This window comes from Nocardioides sp. BP30, assembly GCF_029873215.1.
Classification (GTDB): domain Bacteria; phylum Actinomycetota; class Actinomycetes; order Propionibacteriales; family Nocardioidaceae; genus Nocardioides.
Window position 1 is genome coordinate 3,407,296 of sequence record NZ_CP123620.1, and the last position, 17,991, is coordinate 3,425,286.

General features: G+C 70.8%; 18 protein-coding genes. 9 read left to right on the top strand and 9 right to left on the bottom strand.

The genetic code is table 11. The features are described from left to right. Window positions 1–84: 84 nt before the first annotated feature. Complete coding sequence (locus P5P86_RS16085) at window positions 85–1,251, top strand: MFS transporter (protein ID WP_280608461.1); 1,167 nt, start codon at window positions 85–87, stop codon at window positions 1,249–1,251. Window positions 1,252–1,303: 52 nt separating this feature from the next. On the opposite strand, the gene P5P86_RS16090 is transcribed toward P5P86_RS16085, so the two are convergent. The 5 genes from P5P86_RS16090 to P5P86_RS16110 form a co-directional block, all read right to left on the bottom strand. Further along, complete coding sequence (locus tag P5P86_RS16090) at window positions 1,304–1,669, bottom strand: YbjQ family protein (protein ID WP_280608462.1); 366 nt, start codon at window positions 1,667–1,669, stop codon at window positions 1,304–1,306. 58 nt (window positions 1,670–1,727) lie between these two features. Beyond that, window positions 1,728–2,762: a MaoC family dehydratase gene (locus tag P5P86_RS16095; protein ID WP_280608463.1), complete on the bottom strand. Its 1,035-nt coding sequence runs from the start codon at window positions 2,760–2,762 to the stop codon at window positions 1,728–1,730. A gap of 92 nt (window positions 2,763–2,854) precedes the next feature. Further along, window positions 2,855–3,748: a methylenetetrahydrofolate reductase gene (locus P5P86_RS16100; protein WP_280608464.1), complete on the bottom strand. Its 894-nt coding sequence runs from the start codon at window positions 3,746–3,748 to the stop codon at window positions 2,855–2,857. Window positions 3,749–3,758: 10 nt separating this feature from the next. Further along, a complete protein-coding gene (locus tag P5P86_RS16105) occupies window positions 3,759–3,917 on the bottom strand; it encodes a DUF5302 domain-containing protein (RefSeq protein WP_280608465.1) in 159 nt (52 codons plus the stop codon). 92 nt (window positions 3,918–4,009) lie between these two features. Then, window positions 4,010–5,203, bottom strand: a complete 1,194-nt coding sequence (locus tag P5P86_RS16110; RefSeq protein WP_280608466.1) for an acyl-CoA dehydrogenase family protein — start codon at window positions 5,201–5,203, stop codon at window positions 4,010–4,012. Window positions 5,204–5,371: 168 nt separating this feature from the next. On the opposite strand from P5P86_RS16110, the gene P5P86_RS16115 reads away from it, so the two are divergent. Then, window positions 5,372–6,556 (top strand): endonuclease/exonuclease/phosphatase family protein, encoded by a 1,185-nt coding sequence (locus tag P5P86_RS16115; protein ID WP_280608467.1) that lies wholly within the window; start codon window positions 5,372–5,374, stop codon window positions 6,554–6,556. A gap of 70 nt (window positions 6,557–6,626) precedes the next feature. Here P5P86_RS16115 and P5P86_RS16120 read toward each other — a convergent pair whose 3' ends face one another. Genes P5P86_RS16120 through P5P86_RS16130 form a run of 3 tightly spaced genes read right to left on the bottom strand, consistent with a single transcriptional unit; the run spans window position 6,627 to window position 9,518 of the window. Then, complete coding sequence (locus P5P86_RS16120) at window positions 6,627–6,842, bottom strand: DUF6752 domain-containing protein (RefSeq protein ID WP_280608468.1); 216 nt, start codon at window positions 6,840–6,842, stop codon at window positions 6,627–6,629. A gap of 1 nt (window position 6,843) precedes the next feature. Then, window positions 6,844–8,412, bottom strand: a complete 1,569-nt coding sequence (locus P5P86_RS16125) for a LicD family protein (RefSeq protein ID WP_280608469.1) — start codon at window positions 8,410–8,412, stop codon at window positions 6,844–6,846. A 23-nt stretch (window positions 8,413–8,435) separates the two neighbouring features. Continuing rightward, window positions 8,436–9,518, bottom strand: coding sequence for an endonuclease/exonuclease/phosphatase family protein (locus tag P5P86_RS16130; RefSeq protein ID WP_280608470.1), 1,083 nt, complete (start codon window positions 9,516–9,518; stop codon window positions 8,436–8,438). A gap of 143 nt (window positions 9,519–9,661) precedes the next feature. Here P5P86_RS16130 and P5P86_RS16135 point away from each other — a divergent pair, with 143 nt between their 5' ends. From P5P86_RS16135 to P5P86_RS16155, 5 genes are read left to right on the top strand one after another with little or no spacing between them, the layout of a single operon-like run. Then, window positions 9,662–11,620: an endonuclease/exonuclease/phosphatase family protein gene (locus P5P86_RS16135; protein ID WP_280608471.1), complete on the top strand. Its 1,959-nt coding sequence runs from the start codon at window positions 9,662–9,664 to the stop codon at window positions 11,618–11,620. Window positions 11,621–11,666: 46 nt separating this feature from the next. Then, the gene (locus P5P86_RS16140; protein WP_280608472.1) at window positions 11,667–12,938 is read left to right on the top strand and encodes a magnesium transporter MgtE N-terminal domain-containing protein; all 1,272 of its coding nucleotides are present in this window, start codon (window positions 11,667–11,669) and stop codon (window positions 12,936–12,938) included. Beyond that, on the top strand, window positions 12,931–13,446 hold the full coding sequence (locus P5P86_RS16145) for a DUF1003 domain-containing protein (RefSeq protein ID WP_280608473.1): 516 nt from the start codon (window positions 12,931–12,933) through the stop codon (window positions 13,444–13,446). The genes P5P86_RS16140 and P5P86_RS16145 overlap by 8 nt, the downstream gene beginning before the upstream one ends. Window positions 13,447–13,473: 27 nt before the next feature. Continuing rightward, window positions 13,474–14,634 (top strand): Mrp/NBP35 family ATP-binding protein, encoded by a 1,161-nt coding sequence (locus P5P86_RS16150; protein WP_446724908.1) that lies wholly within the window; start codon window positions 13,474–13,476, stop codon window positions 14,632–14,634. A 4-nt stretch (window positions 14,635–14,638) separates the two neighbouring features. Beyond that, window positions 14,639–14,968 carry a sec-independent translocase gene (locus P5P86_RS16155; RefSeq protein ID WP_280608475.1) on the top strand — a complete coding sequence of 110 codons (330 nt, stop codon included), beginning with the start codon at window positions 14,639–14,641 and terminating at the stop codon, window positions 14,966–14,968. Window positions 14,969–15,004: 36 nt separating this feature from the next. Here P5P86_RS16155 and P5P86_RS16160 read toward each other — a convergent pair whose 3' ends face one another. Next, entirely contained in the window at window positions 15,005–15,538 is a 534-nt protein-coding gene (locus P5P86_RS16160; RefSeq protein ID WP_280608476.1) for a hypothetical protein, read from the bottom strand. Between the two features lie 18 nt (window positions 15,539–15,556). On the opposite strand from P5P86_RS16160, the gene P5P86_RS16165 reads away from it, so the two are divergent. Next, window positions 15,557–16,090, top strand: coding sequence for a phosphatase PAP2 family protein (locus tag P5P86_RS16165; RefSeq protein WP_280608477.1), 534 nt, complete (start codon window positions 15,557–15,559; stop codon window positions 16,088–16,090). A gap of 509 nt (window positions 16,091–16,599) precedes the next feature. Then, entirely contained in the window at window positions 16,600–17,964 is a 1,365-nt protein-coding gene (locus P5P86_RS16170; RefSeq protein WP_280608478.1) for an HNH endonuclease signature motif containing protein, read from the top strand. Window positions 17,965–17,991 lie beyond the last annotated feature (27 nt).

Below are 17,991 nucleotides of genomic sequence, written 5' to 3' on the forward strand. Positions count from 1 at the left end.
TTTCGCCCTCAGTTTCGCTTTCGCCTTCGGTTTCCCCGACCCGAACCACCTTCCTGACAGCGCCGGATCTGCCACGATCACCCCATGACCGCCTCCGCAGCCGCGCCGCCCACCGCGCCGGGGCTGGCGCGCGCCCGCCGCGCGGCGCAGGTCGCGTTCGCCACCCAGGGCCTGGTCTACATCAGCCTGACGGCTCGGCTGCCGCGCTTCCAGGACCGCTGGAACCTCTCCGACCTCGGCCTCTCGGGCCTTCTGCTGATGATGGTGCTGCTCGCCGGCGTGGGATCGGTCGCGGCCGAGAACCTGGCCAAGCGCCATCCCAGCGGCCGCCTGCTGCGCGGCGGCCTCGTGCTGATCGCTCTCGCCCTCCCGGTGATCACCACCGCGCCGGCGATGCCGATCTTCGTCCTGGGCCTGGCCCTGTACGGCGTCGCCCTCGGCGCGGTCGACGCCGGCACGAACATGCAGGCCGTGGCGCTCGAGCACGCCTACGGCCGGCCGATCCTGCCCTCGTTCCACGGTGCCTGGACGCTGGGTGGGGTCATCGGGGCGGCGCTGGCCCTCGCCCTCGGTGGCGCCCCGCTGTGGGCTGACGCGTTCCTGCTGGTGGTGCCGCTCTACGCCGCGGCCGGCGCCCTGTTGCCGCGCGTCGGTGCAGCCGTCGACGTCGGGATCGGCGGGATCCCCTGGCGGCCGATCCTGCTGGTCGGCCTCGGCATGGTGCTGTTCTACATGGTCGACACGGCCGTGCAGACCTGGGGCCCGATCTACCTCGACGACGTCTTCCCGACGCCGCATCACCTGGTGGCGCTGGCGACGTTCCCCTACCTGCTCGCCTCGCTGGCCACCCGGCTCGCGGGGGACGGCCTCGTCACCCGGCACGGCGTGGTCCGGGTGCTGCGGGTCGGCGCCGTGGTGGCGTGCGCCGCCCTGGCGGTCGTGGTCTTCGCCCCGGTCTGGCCGGTGGCTGTCGTCGGGTTCACCGTGCTCGGCGCCGGCGTCGCGGTGATCGCGCCGCTGAGCTTCTCGGCCGCCGCCACCCTCGCCGGCGGCAGCCAGCAGCGCATCGACGCGGTGATCGCGCGCTTCAACCAGTTCAACTACGCCGGCGCGCTGCTCGGATCGGTGATGACGGGTGTGTTCGGCTCGGGCACGCTGCGCGTCGGCTTCGCCGTACCGATGGTGCTGATCCTGGGCATGCTGCCGCTCGCCCGCGCGTTCGCCGCCGACCCGGGCCTCCGTCCCCGTTGACCCGGGCCTCCGTCCCCGTTGACCCGGGCCTCCGTCCCCGTTGACCCGGGCCTCAGAGCTGATAGCCGAGCTGGCGTGCCGTCTCATGCGCGCCGTCGGTGACCGGCCACGCGACCACAGCGGTGCCGTACGCGCAGATCTCGGTCCACACGTCGCCCATCTCGGAGGTGTCGAAGCGCATCGCCACGATGGCGTTGCCGCCGCGGTTGCGCGCCTCCTGCATCATCCGCTCCATCACCTCGGTCCGGCTGTTGACCAGGTTCTGCGTCATGCCCTTGAGCTCGCCCCCGACGAGCGACTTGAAACCCGCGCCGAGTTGGGAGAAGGCGTTGCGCGAGCGGACGGTGAGGCCCATCACCTCGCCGCACACCCGGTCGATCTCCCAGCCGGGCAGGTCGTTCGTCGTGACTACCAGCATGCCGCGACGCTAGAGCACGCCCGCTGAGCCTGTCGACAGCCCGGGTCCCGAGGCTCGCTCAGCGAGGGACGAGCGCCCAGTAGTCCAGGTCGAGCAGTACGCCGTCGGCGTACGCGCCCTGGTCGTCGCGCAGCGTCATCGACTCGTCGCGTCCCCGGGTGGCGACCAGCCGCAGCCGCAGGGCCCCGACACCCGGCGCCGGCGTCTCCGCCGTGTCGAGCACCTCGCTCCAGGCGTGGACGGTGTCCCCGGCGAAGGCGGGCGCGACGTGCGAGCCGGCGTTGATCGCCGCGATGAGCTGGGCATTGGCCAGGCCGTTGAACGACAGCGCCCGCGCCAGCGAGATGATGTGGCCACCGTAGACGAGCCGCCGGCCGTCGGGGCGCGCCTCGGTGTTGAAGTGCACCTTGGCGGTGTTCTGCCACAGCCGGGTCGCCATCATGTGCTCGGCGTCGGTGAGCGTGACGCCGTCGACGTGGTCGATCCGCTCCCCCACCTCGTAGTCGCCGTGCCGGTGCGGCTCGCCCGCCGCGGCGAAGTCGTAGGAGGAGAAGTCGAGCCCGGCGGGGACGACCAGGTCGGCCGGCTCGACGCTCGCGGCCAGCGCCGGCACCACCGTCGCGGGCGCCGGGCTCTCGGCGGAGCGCTTGTGCACCATCACCCACCGCGCCCACTCGATCGCTACCTCGCCGCGCTGGTTCGTCGCTGTCGAGCGGACGTAGACCACGCCGGTCCGGCCGTTGGAGTTCTGCTTGAGGCCGATCACCTCCGAGCGCGTCGAGAGCGTGTCGCCCGGCACGACCGGCCGGTGGAAGCGGCACTCCGCGTACCCGAGGTTCGCGACCGCGTTGAGCGAGACGTCCGGCACCGTCTTGCCGAAGGCGATGTGGAAGCCGATGAGCTCCTCGACCGGGTGCGCGGACAGCCCGACCGAGGCGGCGAACTCCGCCGAGGAAGGTACGGCGAAGCGTGTGGGGTAGAGCGCGCCGTACAGCGCCCGGTCACCCTCGGTGACGGTGCGCGGCGTTGCGTGCTCGATGACCTGGCCGAGGGTGAAGTCCTCGAAGAAGTTGCCCGCGTTGATCTTGCTCATGGGAGGTCATCCTTCCGAAGAGCCACCGCGGCGGGAACGGCGAGACCGGTGGCGTATCTCACGCTGATCCGGGCGCCCGCCCTCGCCGGAGGTCAGTGCCGCAGCGCCTTCGCGAGCCGGACCGAGGCCTCGATCTCGGTCCGCCGGATGGAGACGCTCTCCACGTTGAAGCCGTACGGCGCGCCCAACCGCTCGCAGAACGCGGCCAGCTCACGGGCTGTCGCCAGGCACTGGTCGAACGAGACGGCCAACGGGTCCGGAGCGTGCGCGAGGTCGTTGCGCATCCACCGCGGGACGTCGACGCCCAGCCACTCCAGGAACGCCAGGGTCTTGACCGATCCGCACACCGAGAGGGTGAAGACGACCGGCACCGGTGTCGCGCCTCGTTCGCGGCAGGCGAGGAGGTAGTCGGACACCATGCTCTTGGCGGCGGAGGCGTCGTAGACGACCTGGGTGATGAAGAACGAGCAGCCGGCCTCCTGCTTGCGCAGCATCCGCTGCGACTCCTCGACACCCCGCTCGGGAATGGCGACGCCGCCCAGCCGCAGATCAGGGCGGGCCTCGGCGCGCAGCTTCTGCGCCGCCGCCAGCGAGGTGCGCACCTCCTTGGTGCCCGAGGAGGCACCCACGAACACGCCCAGCACCCGGTCGGCCGGCTGCTCCGCGAGCCAGCCGGCCAACTCCTCCTCGTCGTACTTGCCGACGCACCGGTAGACGACGGCCGGCCGCCGCCAGCCACCGAGGTGGTCCGCGAGGAAGCGGGCCGGATCCATCGTGGGCAGGTACGGGAAGGGGCGCTCCTCGGCGTTGCGATCGCTCTCGTCGTCGATGTCGTAGAGCACGAGTGCGTCGACGTCGAGCCCGTCGAGGCGCCGGAGCACCGCATCGGCGATGTCCTGCGCCTGCTCAGGCGTGGTCGAGAGCTTCGGCGGGGTGATGCTGAACAGCAGCGCGCCGCCCTCCCCCGCGATGATCGGCTCGGGCAACAGCGCCGCCTCAGCCCGACTTGCGGCGGTGCAGCCGAGGACCGCCGCCGACGACCTCCGAGCCGTGCGCCTTCTCCTTGGAGCCGGCCGAGGCGGCGTTGCCGTGCTGGGCGCCCTTCTTCTTCTCCAGCGCCTCGCGCATCTTCGCCTTCAGGTCGTCGTTCGTCATGGGTTCCTCCGAAGGGGGTCGGCCGGGATGCAGGGCTCCCACCCTCGCACCCCGGCCCCCGTCAGGTCGACCCGGGACCCGCCCGGCAGCCGTCAGGCCTTGTACTCCTTGAGCAGCTGGCGGCCGATGATCATCTTCTGGATGTCGGAGGTGCCCTCGCCGATCAGCATGAACTTCACCTCGCGCATCAGCCGCTCGATCTCGTACTCCTTGGAGTAGCCGTAGCCGCCGTGGATGCGGAAGGAGTCCTCGACGACCTCGTTCGCGTACTCGGAGGCGAGCATCTTGGCCATCCCTGCGTCGACGTCGACGCGCTCGCCGGTGTCCTTCAGGCGCGCGGCCCGGACCATCATGGCGTGTGCGGTCTCGACCTTGGTGGCCATCTCCGCGAGCCGGAACAGGATCGCCTGGTGCTCGGCGATCGCCTTGCCGAAGGTGTGCCGCTGCTGCGCGTAGGTGATGCCGAGCTCGAAGCCGCGGATCGCCAGGCCGCAGGCGCGGGCGGCGACGTTGACCCGGCCCACCTCGACGCCGTCCATCATCTGGAAGAAGCCCTTGCCGGGCTCACCACCGAGGATCTGCTCGGCGGCGATCCTGTGGTGGTCGAAGACCATCTCGGTGGTGTCGATGCCCTTGTAGCCCATCTTGTCGATCTTGCCGGGCACCGTGATGCCCTGCTCGACCTCGCCGAAGCCCGGCGTCTTCTCCACCAGGAAGGTCGTCATGTTGCGGTAGACGGACTCGGCACCCTCGTCGGTCTTGGTCAGGACGGCGACAAGCGTCGAGGTGCCGCCGTTGGTCAGCCACATCTTGTTGCCGGTGATCTCGTAGGAGCCGTCGTCCTGCTTGACCGCCTTCGTCGAGACGGCGGAGACGTCCGAGCCCAGACCTGGCTCGGACATCGAGAACGCGCCGCGGACCTCGCCGGTGGCCATCCGGGGCAGGTACTTCTGCTTCTGCTCCTCGGTACCGTGGTTCATCAGCATGTGCGCCACGATGAAGTGGGTGTTGATCACGCCGGAGACGCTCATCCAGCCACGCGCGATCTCCTCCACGCACAGCGCGTAGGTCAGCAACGACTCGCCGAGCCCGCCGTACTCCTCGGGGATCATGATGCCGAAGACGCCGAGCTCCTTGAGGCCCTCGACGATCTCGGTCGGATAGGTGTCGGAGTGCTCCAGCTCCTGGGCCACCGGGATGATCCGCTCCTCCACGAAGTCGTGGACGGTCTTGAGGATCTCCTCCTGGATGTCGGTGAGACCTTCGGTCTGAGCAAGGCGGCCCATCGAGCACTTCCCTTCAGCGACTGCGGCTTAGTTTACGCACGAGTAACCTGTGCGCCGCTCAGTATGTCGAGCGCCGCAGGCATGCGATACCCAGTGTGATCCTTTTCGCTGCTTGGGCCCCTGGTTAGCATCGGCGGTCCGAGGACAGCACCGGGGACGGGAGACGACGTGGGCAGCCATCGCGGTCACCGCGCGCCCCGGCCGCGTCGGCGCATCCCGATCCTGCCGGCCCTCGCGGGCCTGCTCGGCCTCGCCCTGGTCGCCGGCCTGGTGGTCGATCTGACCGCTGGCGGTCCGGTCAGCGGCCTGTTCACGACCTCGGCCAGCTCGACCTCCGGCTCGCCCTCCGGCTCGACTTCCGGCCGTCCTACGGCGGGACAGGTGGAGGTCGCGGCCCCGGCGAAGGTCGTCCCCGGCGAACGCCTGGCGCGCCATGTGCCGACCGCTGCCGAACTCGACGCCATCTTCGCCAAGCGCGGCCTGGAGCGGGTGGGCAAGGGCGGCACGCGCGTGACCGAGTTCAAGGTCTCCTCCTTCAACGTCCTGGGCGCGATCCACACCTCGACCAAGAAGAGCGCCCACCCTCGCTGGCCCAGCGGCCCCTCCCGCGTCGGCCGGGTGGCCGCCCTCCTGCGCAGCTACGACATCAGCGTCGTCGGGATGCAGGAGCTCGAGACGCCGCAGCTGCGCGCGTTCGAAGGCGCCGCCCCCGAGTACGCCGTCTACCCGGGTACGTCGGTCGGCGGGACGCCCTCGGACAATTCGATCGCCTGGCGCACGGCCGACTGGACACTGGTCGAGGCGGACCTGACCCCCATCCCCTACTACGGGGCGCCCGTGCGGATGCCGCACGTGCTGTTGCGCAACAAGCACACCGGCCGGCTGGTGTGGTTCGCGAACTACCACAACCCCTCCGACGACCACGGCAACGCTCAGGGCAAGCGCAACGAGGCGGTCCGGATCGAGGCCGCACTGGTCAAGAGGCTGTCGGCCGACGGCACGCCGGTGATCCAGACCGGCGACTTCAACGATCGTCAGGAGGCGGCCTGCCCGATGATGACGCAGGCCGACATGCACGCCTCCGACGGCGCCGAGATCTCCGGCGGCAGCTGCCGGGTGCCGATGAAGCCCTATCCGACGGTGGACTGGGTCTTCGGCACCGGCGACGTCGACTTCAGCGGCCACGTGGCGGACTGGAGCACGCGCGACCGCGAGATCAGCGACCACGAGATGATCCGCACCAGCGCCACGGTAGCGGCGCGCACCTCGGAGAAGGGCTGCCTGACCCGCACCGTCGGCGGCAAGAAGCTGTGGTGGTGCCCGCGCGCCGAAACGTCACCTTCGGCGGGTTGAGAGGTCACCTTCGGCGGGTTGAATGTCCGGTTCGCCGGCCACTCGACCTGCGGAAAGTGACCTCTCGACCTCAGAGGGAGGCGTGGTATCGCTCGACCAGCTCCCGCACCCGCTCCTGGTCGCCGGCGGCCAGGGGCACCAGCAGCTGGGTGACCAGGTCGGTCAGCTCGGCCACCCGAAGATTGACGTTGCGGCACTCCTGCACCTCGGCCTCGAGCTCGGCCACGCGCCGTTCCAGCTCCGCCGTCGGCGCGGCGCTGCGGCTCAGCCGGTCCTTGATGCTCAACTCAGTTACCTCCAGGGGTACGCGCGGGCCAGTCCGCGACCAGGTGACAGGTGATCGACGCGCCCGGCTCGTCGGAGACCGGTGACAGCTCCCGTTCCAGCACCCGGGCTCCGGCACGCTCCAGCATGGCCGCGACCGCATCGGGATCCAGCGCCGCCGCCAGCCGCAGCTCCTCGCCGTACCCGTCGTCGCCCCAGCGCACCAGGAACTCCAGGTGCAGCCGGCCGGCGCCGCCGACGAGCAGCGGCCGCGCCAGCTCGGCGAGCCGCTCCACCGGGGCGCCCTCGGGCTCGATGGCGTCGATCAGGTGGCGGGCGGTGACCAGCCGGGGCGCGGGCAGGCCGACCCCGGCGTACGCCGCGACCGCGCCGTGATGACGCCGCTCGAGGAGGTTGAACGTCCAGAACCGCACGCCGTCGTTCTCGGCGTGGCGCTCGGCGTGCAACCGGAAGGCCCGCGGGTGCACGTCCAACCCGAGACTGGGCACGCCGTGCCAGGCCACCACCGCCGACACGTCGCGGCCGCGACCGCACCCGATGTCGACGTACGACGCCGGCGCCTGCTCACGATCGTGGATGCGCTGGAGGAGCGCCGAGGGCCCCTTGCCGCGGCCGTAGCCGCGCTGGGCGTAGGCCCGATCCCATTCCTTGCGGCTGGTGCGGATGCCGCGGAACCAGCCGGAGAGCCGCCGGACGGTCGATCGCGGCGTCTCGAACTTGAACGCGGGATCCGGCGTACGCCAGCGCGGCCCGTAGGTGATGGCCAGGAAGCGATCGGTGTCGGCCGGGACGGGGAACTCACGATCCTCCAGCGTCGCGGTGCCGAGGGGGAAGATCCACTCCCGTTCGAAGCGGGCGCGGATCTCCCCCATCAGGTGGAGGTGACCCTCCCGGAGGAAGCCGCCGAAGACGTCGAGACCGCGCAGGCTGCCGTCGCTCTCCGGCACCAGGATCTTGAACGCCGCACCGGAGTAGCGCGTGATCCGGTACCCCAACGAGGTCAGGTCGCGCTGGATGCGGAAGGACTCCAGCACCACGTCGGCCGGCTCGGTGTGGCTCGACACGTAGCCCAGGTCGGCGTCGGAGTCGTGCCCGATCAGGCGTCCGCCGCGCACGGCTCCCAGCAGCGTGCCATAGGCGAGGAAGCCCTCGATGCCCACCTTGCCGAGCGCGGCGAGCACCTCCTCGATCGCGTCCATGAGCGGTCGCACATGCTCGGCGTTGCGGCCAGCGAAGGTCTTGACGCGGCGGTTGTCCTTGTCCAGCGCGAGGGGGTTGCCCTGCTTGTCGACCACGGCGATCCGGGCCTCGCCGGTGCCGAGGCGGACCTCCGCGTCGTACAGAGCGGTCTCGTGGCCGTGCTCGTTGAGGCTGAGCCGGGTGGTGCCGTCGAGGTAGTCGCGCAGGGACTCCGGCCACGCGACCAGGTGGCCGGAGCCCACGGCGGCGCCGTCGCGCTGCAGCCAGAACGACCAGATCCGGCGCCCGTCGAAGCACACGTCGAGGATCACCTCGCGAGCGGAGCGGGCGAAGATGCCCTCATCGTCCACTCGGACGTCGGTGACCGGCATGGGGGGAGTCTAGTGAGCGACGCTCAGTGCAACGTCACGGTAGCGGTGTAGAACGGGTGGTCGGTGGCGGCCCGGACGAGGCCGGAGTGGTCCATCACCGGATCGGAGAACGTCACGTCGGGGGTGCCGAAGATCCAGTCGATCGGGATGCTGCCCCCGATCGAGGGAGCCGCGCAGCCGGTCGTGGTGTTCGTGCCGCCGTACGCCGCGTGCAGCGGGGCCTGGGCGGTGAACAGGCAGTAGGCGTCCGCGCGCTCGTTGAGGTCGCCGGTGAAGATGACCGGGATGTGGTAGCCGTGCATCTGCTTGATCAGCTGCACCTCGCGCGCCATGGCACCGGTCCGGTTGCCCTGCTGGTGGTGGTACTTGTAGGTGTCGGCCGAGTTGTGCACGTTGAAGAAGTAGACCTCCTTGCCGCTCTTGCGGTCGCGCAGGAGCACCACCGGCATGTCCACTTCGGAGCCGTTGAAGTACGGGATCTGGACGACCTGCTCCTGGACCGCCTCGAAGACGTCGGTCCGCCACGCGATCGCGTCGCGGGTGTCGCCGGTCAGGCCGGGGTAGATCTGCCACGCGCCGTGGGTCTGGTCGAGGAAGGTCTGCGCCTGGATGGTCTCGAACTCCTGCAGCCCGACCACGTCCACCCCGTGCTGGCTCAGCACCGAGATCGAGCGCGCCATCCGCCACACGCCGGAGGGCCGGCCGGCCTCGTCGCCCTTGGCGCTGGTGTGCGAGGAGCCGAGCACGTTGAGCGTGGCGACCTGGAAGGTCGCCGGCTGCTGGGCGGCCAGCGACTGCGCCTGGGCGGCCAGGGAGGACTGCAGCGCGCCCGCGTTCGGGGCGCCTGTCGCTCCGGGAGCCCCGGAGGCGCCGGGTGTGGTCGAGGGAACGCCGGAGGATCCGGTCACGGAGGGCGCGGTCGACGGCGACGGGCTGGCGCTGACCACCGACGAGGTCGGCTGGTAGGTCGGCGTGGCTGTCGGAGAGGACGTGGCCGTCGTCTTGTCCTTGCCGAGGTGGAGCTGGAGCAGCACCACACCGGCCACGATCAGGACCAGCACGCCGATCAGCAGGGCGTCCAACGGACGAGGACGTCGCGGCGTCATCCGATCCCCTCTTCAGTGCAGGTCTTCGGGGCCCATTGGAACATGCCGGGACCGTCGTCGCAGACTCGCGCCGGTCGGACTCACAGCACCGCCACAGGAGGATGGGCGCCGCGCCGGCGGGCCGACGACGTACCCTCGCTGGCATGCGTCTCGGAGCATCGGTCCTCGCTGGCGTCGTGGCGGCAACGCTCGGCATCGGCCTCCTCACCGGCACCTCGAGTGCCTCGGCCAACGACGCGGTCGCGGTCGGTCCTGCCTCCTCCGATCGCCTGACCACCCCCGCAGCCGCGAGCACGAGCTTCCGCGTCGCCACCTTCAATGTGCTCGGCAACAGCCACACCACAGCCCACGGCGACGAGTCCACCCGGCCCTCGGGCACCAAGCGGATGACGCAGGCGGTGCAGGCCATCAACGAGGGCCGACCCTCGATCATTGGCTTCCAGGAGATGGAGCGGGTCCAGTACGCGGCGTTCAAGAGCCAGACCGGCGGCACCTACGGCACCTATCCCGGTGACGACACCGACCAGCTCGTCGTGGCGAACAACATCGCCTGGCGCACCGATACCTGGCGGCTGATGTCGGCGACCACCTTCACGGTGCCGTACTTCTACGGCAAGTACTCCCGCCGCCCGCTGGTGCTGCTGCAGAACATCCGCACCGGCCAGGAGGTGTACGTGATGAACACCCACAACCCGGCCGACGTGCGCGGCAACGCGCTCGCGTGGCGCAACCAGGGCGTGGCGATCGAGGCGGCGCTGATCACCCGGCTGCGCTCGACCCACCCGGGCATCCCGGTGCTGTTCACCGGTGACATGAACGACTGGAGCAACTTCTACTGCCCCGTCACCTCCCGGGCACCGGTGCACGCGGCGTACGGCGGCACGCACGCCTTCACCCCGACCGACCAGTGCTCCCCGCCGACCTTCGTCAGCGGCAAGACGTCGTACCGGCCGATCGACTGGATCCTCGGCACGCCCGACGTCACCTTCAGCGGTGCCACCCGGCTGAAGGATGCGACAGTCGCCGTGGCGAGCGACCACCCGCTGTACTGGGCCGACGCGACGGTCAAGACGCCGGCGGCGTCCGCGACCGGCATCACCCACGTCGTCGCGATCGATGCGGAGGGCCTGACCTCGAGCGCCCTGACCAAGTCCGGGGGGCGCCACGCACCGTTCCTCAACTCGCTGCGCGCCGCCGGCGCCTCCACGCTCGACGCCCGTACGGCGCCGGACAGCACCAAGGTGCTGCCCAACGCGATCGGGATGCTGACCGGCCGCAAGGTGCTGAAGAAGGGCGGCGGCGGCCACGGCGTGAAGGGCTCGGGCGACGACGGCAAGACGGTCGCCTCCCATGCGATGGGATATGTCTCCTCGGTCTACGACGTGGTGCACGACTTCGGCCGCAGCACCGCCCTGTACTCCAGCGACCCGAACGCGAAGCTGATCAAGCGCTCCTGGTCCAAGGCGCACGGGGCCGCTGATCGGGTCGGCGGGAACAACGGCACCAAGAAGATCGGCAAGTCGGTGATCTCCTCGACCGACAAGGCCCTGACGGCCTCGTTCCGCAAGGGGACCGCACACCTCAAGGCGTTCTCGCTGGTCCAGCTCACCGGTGCTGTGCGCGCCGGCCAGAAGAGCGGCTGGAGCAGCAAGAAGTACAGGTCGGCGGTCAAGACGGTCGACCACCGGATCGCCTCGATCGTGCACGCCGTGAGGGCCGACCCGGCCACGGCGGCCAGCACGCTGGTGATCGTCACGGCCAGCGCCGGGGGCAAGGGGCACGCCACGGGCGGGTCGAAGAAGGCTGACTTCCGGGTGCCTTTCATCGTGTGGGGTCGCGGTGTGCCCGCACACCAGGACCTCTACGCGCTCAACCCGGCCCTGCTCGGCCCGGGCTCGGCGAACCCCGGCCTGACGGTGGGACAGCCGGTCCGCAACGCGATGGTCGCCGATCTCGCGACCACCGCCCTGGGCCTGCCGGCGGTCCCCGGCAGCATCTTCGACAGCGGCCGCGACCTCAACGTCGCGCACGCCCCGGTGGCCACGTTGCCGCACGACCCCGCGCTCCAGCCGGCCGCCACCGCTGCAGCGCGCGCCGGCTGACCCGGCCGGGGCGCCCTGTGCGGGCCGCGGCCGGTACCGTGTCGCCGTGAGCACCACCCCCGTCCGTGTCTACGCCGCCCGCCTGGTCGGCCTGCCGATCTTCGACCCCCAGGGGGATCAGGTCGGCAAGGTGCGTGACCTCGTGGTGTCGATGCGTCGCGAAGGCAGGCAGCCGCGCGTCCTCGGCCTGGTCGCCGAGGTGTTCGGGCGCCGCCGGATCTTCGTCCCGATGACCCGCGTGACGACCATCGACAGCGGCCAGGTCTACACCACCGGCCTGCTCAACATGCGCCGCTTCCAGCAGCGCTCCACCGAGACCCTGGTCATCGGCCAGATGCTCGATCGGCAGGTCACGATCCGCTCCAACGGCGTCACCGGCACGGTGTACGACGTCGCGATGGAGCAGGCCCGCAACCGGGACTGGGTGCTCTCGCGGGTGGCGGTGCAGGAGCCGTCGGGCAAGAAGCTCGGCCCGGCCAGTCTGCGCCGCCGCGGTCAGACCCACGTCGTCGACTGGAGCGACGTGGACGGCCTGGCCCACCGCTCCCCCACCCAGGGCGCCACCCACCTGCTGCAGGCGATCCAGGAGATGAAGGCCGCCGACGCGGCCACGATGATCCACGACCTACCGCCGGAGCGGCGTCTCCAGGTGGTCACCGGGCTCGACGACGAGCGCCTCGCCGAGGTGCTCGAGGAGCTGCCCGAGGACGACCAGGTCGAGATCATGGCGCTGCTGGACTCCGAGCGCGCCGCCGACGTCCTCGAGGAGATGTCCCCCGAGGACGCCGCCGACCTGATCGCGGACCTCCCGCCGGAGACCGCCGAGACGTTGCTCGAGCTGATGGAGCCCGAGGAGGCCGAGGACGTCCGCCGGCTGATGTCCTACGCGGAGAACACCGCCGGCGCCATGATGACGCCCGAGCCGGTGATCCTCGGCCCGGACGCCACCGTCGCCGACGCGCTGGCGCACGTGCGCAACCCGGAGCTGACTCCTGCCCAGGCGGCGGTGGTCTACGTCTGCCGCCCCCCGCTGGAGACGCCGACCGGCAAGTACCTGGGCATCGCGCACATCCAGCGGCTGCTGCGCGAGCCTCCCTCCTCGCTGGTCGCCGGCGCGCTCGACGAGGCACTGGAGCCGCTCCAGCCGACCAGCACGCTCGACGACGTGGCAGCCGTCATGGCGACGTACAACCTGGTGGCGGCGCCTGTGGTGGACGAGGACGGCCACCTCGTCGGGGCTGTCACCGTCGACGACCTGCTGGACCACCTGCTGCCGGAGAACTGGCGCGAGCACGCGAAGGAGGGCCGCCATGGCTGAGACCCGACGCACCCGCCTCGACACCCCGCTGGAGGCCCGCCGCCCGCTCGTCCGACGGCCGAGCTTCTCCCCCGACGCGTTCGGCAAGTTCGCCGAGGAGTTCGCCCGCTTCATGGGGACGGCGCGCTTCCTGTTCTGGATGAGCGTCTTCATCGTCGTGTGGGTGCTGTGGAACACGCTCGCCCCCTCGGGGTGGCGGTTCGATCCCTACGCGTTCCTCTTCCTGACCCTGATGCTCTCCCTGCAGGCCTCCTACGCCGCCCCGCTGATCCTGTTGGCCCAGAACCGTCAGGAGGCCCGGGACCGGGTGATCGCCGAGCACGACCGGCGGGTCAACGCCCAGGGGCAGGCCGACATGGAGTTCCTCGCCCGCGAGATCGCCTCGTTGCGGATGGCGCTGGGCGAGGTCGCCACCCGCGACTACATCCGTTCCGAGCTGCGCTCGCTGCTCGCGGAGCTCGAGGACCGCGGTCCGCAGTCCGCCTCGTCCGAGGACGAGGCCGGATAGCGGCCGGCTGAGGTCCACGCCGTACCCTTGGACACCGTGAGCACCCTCCTCGACCAGGTCAACGCCGCACTGGCCACCGTCAACGACCCGGAGATCAAGCGACCGATCACCGAGCTGGGGATGGTGGAGAAGGTCGACGTCTCCGACACCGGGGTCGTGAGCACGAAGGTGCTGCTCACGGTCGCCGGCTGTCCGCTCAAGGACACCATCAACCGCGACGTGACCGCCGCGCTCGCCAAGGTCCCCGGCGTCACCGACGTCGTGCTCGAGCTCGGCGTGATGAGCGATGAGCAGCGCACCGCGATGCGCAACTCGCTCACCGGCGGCGCCGCCCAGCGCGAGATCCCGTTCGCCCAGCCCGGCTCGCTGACGAAGGTCTTCGCGATCGCCTCCGGCAAGGGCGGGGTCGGCAAGTCGTCGACCACGGTCAACCTCGCCGTCTCGATGGCTCGGCAGGGTCTCAAGGTCGGCCTGGTCGACGCCGACATCTACGGTCACTCGATCCCGGCGATGCTCGGCGTCGCCGACTCGCGCCCGACGCAGGTGGACGACCTGATCATGCCCGTGCCGACAGCCTCGGGCGTCTCGGTCATCTCGATCGGCATGCTCAAGCCGCGTCGCGACCAGGTCGTCGCCTGGCGTGGACCCATGCTCGACAGGGCCCTGCGCCAGATGCTCGCCGACGTCTACTGGGGAGATCTGGACGTGCTGCTCCTCGACCTCCCGCCCGGCACCGGCGACATCGCCATCTCGCTCGGCCAGCACCTGCCCAACGCCGAGATCGTCGTGGTGACGACGCCGCAGGAGGCGGCCGCGGAGGTCGCCGAGCGCGCCGGCACGATGGCCGAGATGATGCATCAGCGCGTGGTCGGCGTGGTCGAGAACATGTCCTACCTGCCCTGCCCGCACTGCGGCGACGAGCACCGGATCGAGATCTTCGGCTCCGGCGGCGGCGCCCGCGTCGCCGAGACGCTCTCCCAGCGCTTCGGTACGTCGGTCCCTCTGCTCGGCCAGATCCCCCTCGACCTGTCGCTGCGCGAGGGCGGCGACGTCGGCAAGCCGATCGTCGAGTCCGACCCGACCGCTCCGGCAGCCGTCGTGCTGACCGACATCGCGACCCGACTGGCCGGCCGTGGGCGCGGCCTGGCCGGGCTGCAGCTCGGGCTGACGCCTTCGAACAAGTTCTGAGCCGATGTTCGGCATCGGCTTCCCCGAGCTGCTGGTGATCGCCTTCGTGGCGGTGCTGGTCTTCGGCCCGGACAAGCTGCCGGACCTCGCGCGCCAGGCGGCGGGGCTGGTGCGTCGGGGGCGGACGATCGCCAACACCGTCCGTGACGAGCTGCGTGAGGAGCTCGGCCCGGAGTACGCCGACCTCGAGCTCACCGACCTGGATCCCCGCCGGTTCGTGGCGCGTCAGGTCCGTGAGGCGGTGCTCGCCGCGGACGCCGCGGAGGCCGCCGACGCCGACCTTCCGCCGCTCGACGCGGGCGAGCTGCCGCCCTACGACCTCGACGCGACCTGACCACCGCCGAGAGGTCACGTTCCGCGGGTCGAGTGGTCAGTCTCGGCTCTGCACGGCGGCCAGAGCGGTGAAGGCGACCAAGGAGAGCCGCCCGGCGGCGTACACCTCGACGAAGTCGGCGCCGACGCGTCGCAGCGTGCCGTCGTACCGGGTGCCGTCGAGGAGATGCAGCACGCAGCGCTCGCCGGACTCGGACAGGCGTCGCAGGGCGCTGCCGAGGCCGAGACGCGCCACCGCCTCCCAGGCCACCGGCGGCACAGCACGCTCGGAGGCGCCGGACACGCCGGTGACAGCCGCCTCGCGGATGACCCAGTCCTGCCCGGGACCGCTCCGGAGCAGCAGCCAGCCGGTGGCGACCCGTTCGAGGGTGCCGCGCAGGAGGCCGACGCCGTACACGCCGATCGCCAGCTCGCTGCCGACGCTCGCCATCAGGCGTCCCGCCAGCGCGACCTGCTGGTACTCGGCCCTGCTGCGGTCGGCGAGCTCGGCCGCACGGTCCTCGGCGTACGCCGCCGCGGCCTGCGACTCGAGATCGTCGAAGAGCGCGAAGAGCTCCTCCTCCCACGACATGCCTGACAGCCTAAGCAGGTGAATCTCGACCTGCGACTGCTCGACTGGATCGCAGCACATCGCACGGACGCGCTCACCGACCTCGCCCGCACGATGATGGCCGGTGGCGGCTCGCGCGCGCTGGGCGTGGGTCTGATCGTGGTCTTCGTCCTCGGGCTCGCCGTCGACCAGGTCGGGGCGGTCTGGATCGCCATCGCGGCCGGCGGCACCGCAAGCGCCATCGCCACAGCCCTCAAGGCCCTCGTCGACCGGCCTCGACCCCCCGCGGATCTCGCCCTGGTGTCCACCACGGGGACCTCGATGCCCTCCACGATCGCCGCCCTGACCGCCGGCGCCGCGCTCGCCCTGCTCCTGGGGCTGCGCTGGCGCTCCCCGCGGATGCGCCGACTGGCGGCAGCGGTGCTCGGATTCGTCGTGGTCGTCGTCGGTGCGGCCATGGTGTACCTGGGCGCTCACTGGCTCAGTGATGTCCTCGCCGGCTGGGCGCTGGGGGCCGGCGTGGCTGTGGCCTTCGGTGTGCCGTTCGCCCGGCTGAGGTCGCGCGGAGGATAGCCATCCCGACTCGGACCTGCGTCCGGGTTGAGTCGGACCTGCGTCCGGGTTGAGTCGGGCCTGCGTCCGGGTTGAGTCGGGCCTGCGTCCGGGTTGAGTCGGACCTGCGTCCGGGTTGAGTCGGGCCTGCGTCCGGGTTGAGTCGGGCCTGCGTCCGGGTTGAGTCGGGCCTGCGTCCGGGTTGAGTCGGGCCTGCGTCCGGGTTGAGTCGGGCCTGCGTCCGGGTTGAGTCGGGCCTGCGTCCGGGTTGAGTCGGGCCTCCAGCGCGACTTGGTGTTCGGGGTCGGTGCAAGGAAAAACGAAAGGCGTGGGCCAGTCCCAGCGTGGCCCGGTGTCTTGGCCGGGTCGGGAGCCTTCCCTACGGTTGCGTCGGGCCACCATGGCTGTGATCCAGTACGACGAGCACGCGCCCCGATGTGGTTTCGCAACGGGGGTTGACCACACACATCCGACCACCTAGGCTTCGAACATGCGTTCGAACTGATCTCTTCTCGGTGGTGGTGGTCCTCATGCATCAGATCCAGGCGGCACTCGCCACGATCGCTGCTGCCCTCGATGACGCCACGGACGCGAACCCGGTCTTCCTGGGAACGAGTGAGAAGAGAGACGTGCTCGCCGCGCTGATGCGGTCCCGGGCGCGGCTCGAGGAGTTGTACCTGCGGGTGGTCGCCTCCGCTGACGATATGGCCGCCGAGGTCGGGGCTCGCGATGTCGCGGCCTGGCTGGTGGCGCAGCACCGGGTCGAGAGTCCTACTGCGCACGCCACGCTGCGGTTGGCCCGGGAGTTGGAGGGTCGGCCGGTGGTGCGGGCGAGGCTCGCGCGCGGTGCGTTCAGTCTCGAGCACGCCCGGGTGATCCTCCGTGGGCTGGAGGACCTGCCCGACGACCTACCCGCCGAGGTGTTGGCGCGGGCGGAGGTCACGCTGTGCGACCTCGCGAGTGAGCACCGGCCCAAGGACCTGCGCCGCCTCACCAACCACCTGTTGGAGGTCATCGCCCCCGAGGTCGCCGAAGCCGCCGAAGCCGCAGCGATCCAGCGGCTCGAAGAACAGGCCCAAGCGAGAGCGACGCTGTCGATCACCGACCAAGGCGACGGGACGACCCGGATCCACGGCATCGTCCCCGCGACGGTCGGGCATCGGTTGCGGACCTACCTGCAGGCCTACACCCAACCCCGAGTAGCCGCCCTGGAGGCCGACGGCAAGGTCCAGCCCCGCAGCCGGCTCCTCGCCCACGCGTTCGCCCAACTCCTGGAGAACACCGACCCCACCCGACTCCCCGCCCACGGCGGCGACGCCACCACGGTGGTCGTCACCATGACGCTGGACCAGCTACAGGCCGACCTCGGTGTCGCATGGCTCGACGACGGCACCCCCATCAGCACCGGCGAGACCCGACGCCTCGCCTGCACCGCGGGGATCATCCCCGCCGTCCTCGGCGGCAACTCCGAACCCCTCGACCTCGGCCGCACCCGAAGACTCTTCACCCCAACCCAACGCAAAGCCCTCGCGCTACGCGACAAACACTGCCGCACCGAGGGCTGCACCGTCCCCGCACCCTGGTGCGACGCCCACCACGACCACCCCTGGTCAACCGGCGGCCACACCGACCTGAACCACGGATCCCTGCTCTGCGGACACCACCACAGACGCGCCCACGACCCCACCTACGCGACGATCAGGCTCCCCGACGGGCGCTACCGCTTCCGGCACAGAGCGGCCGGGCACGGACGCTCGCCAGCCTCGCTTCGGGGCGAATTTCACCCGCACACTCCGGATCCGACTGTTAAGGTGCCGACGACCAACCCGGTGCTGACGGATTCCGGCTCCATCGTCACAGACCCGTTGCGCAGCGCGGAGGCCCCGACAGGCTGAGCCGGTCGGACATGTTCATCATCGGGA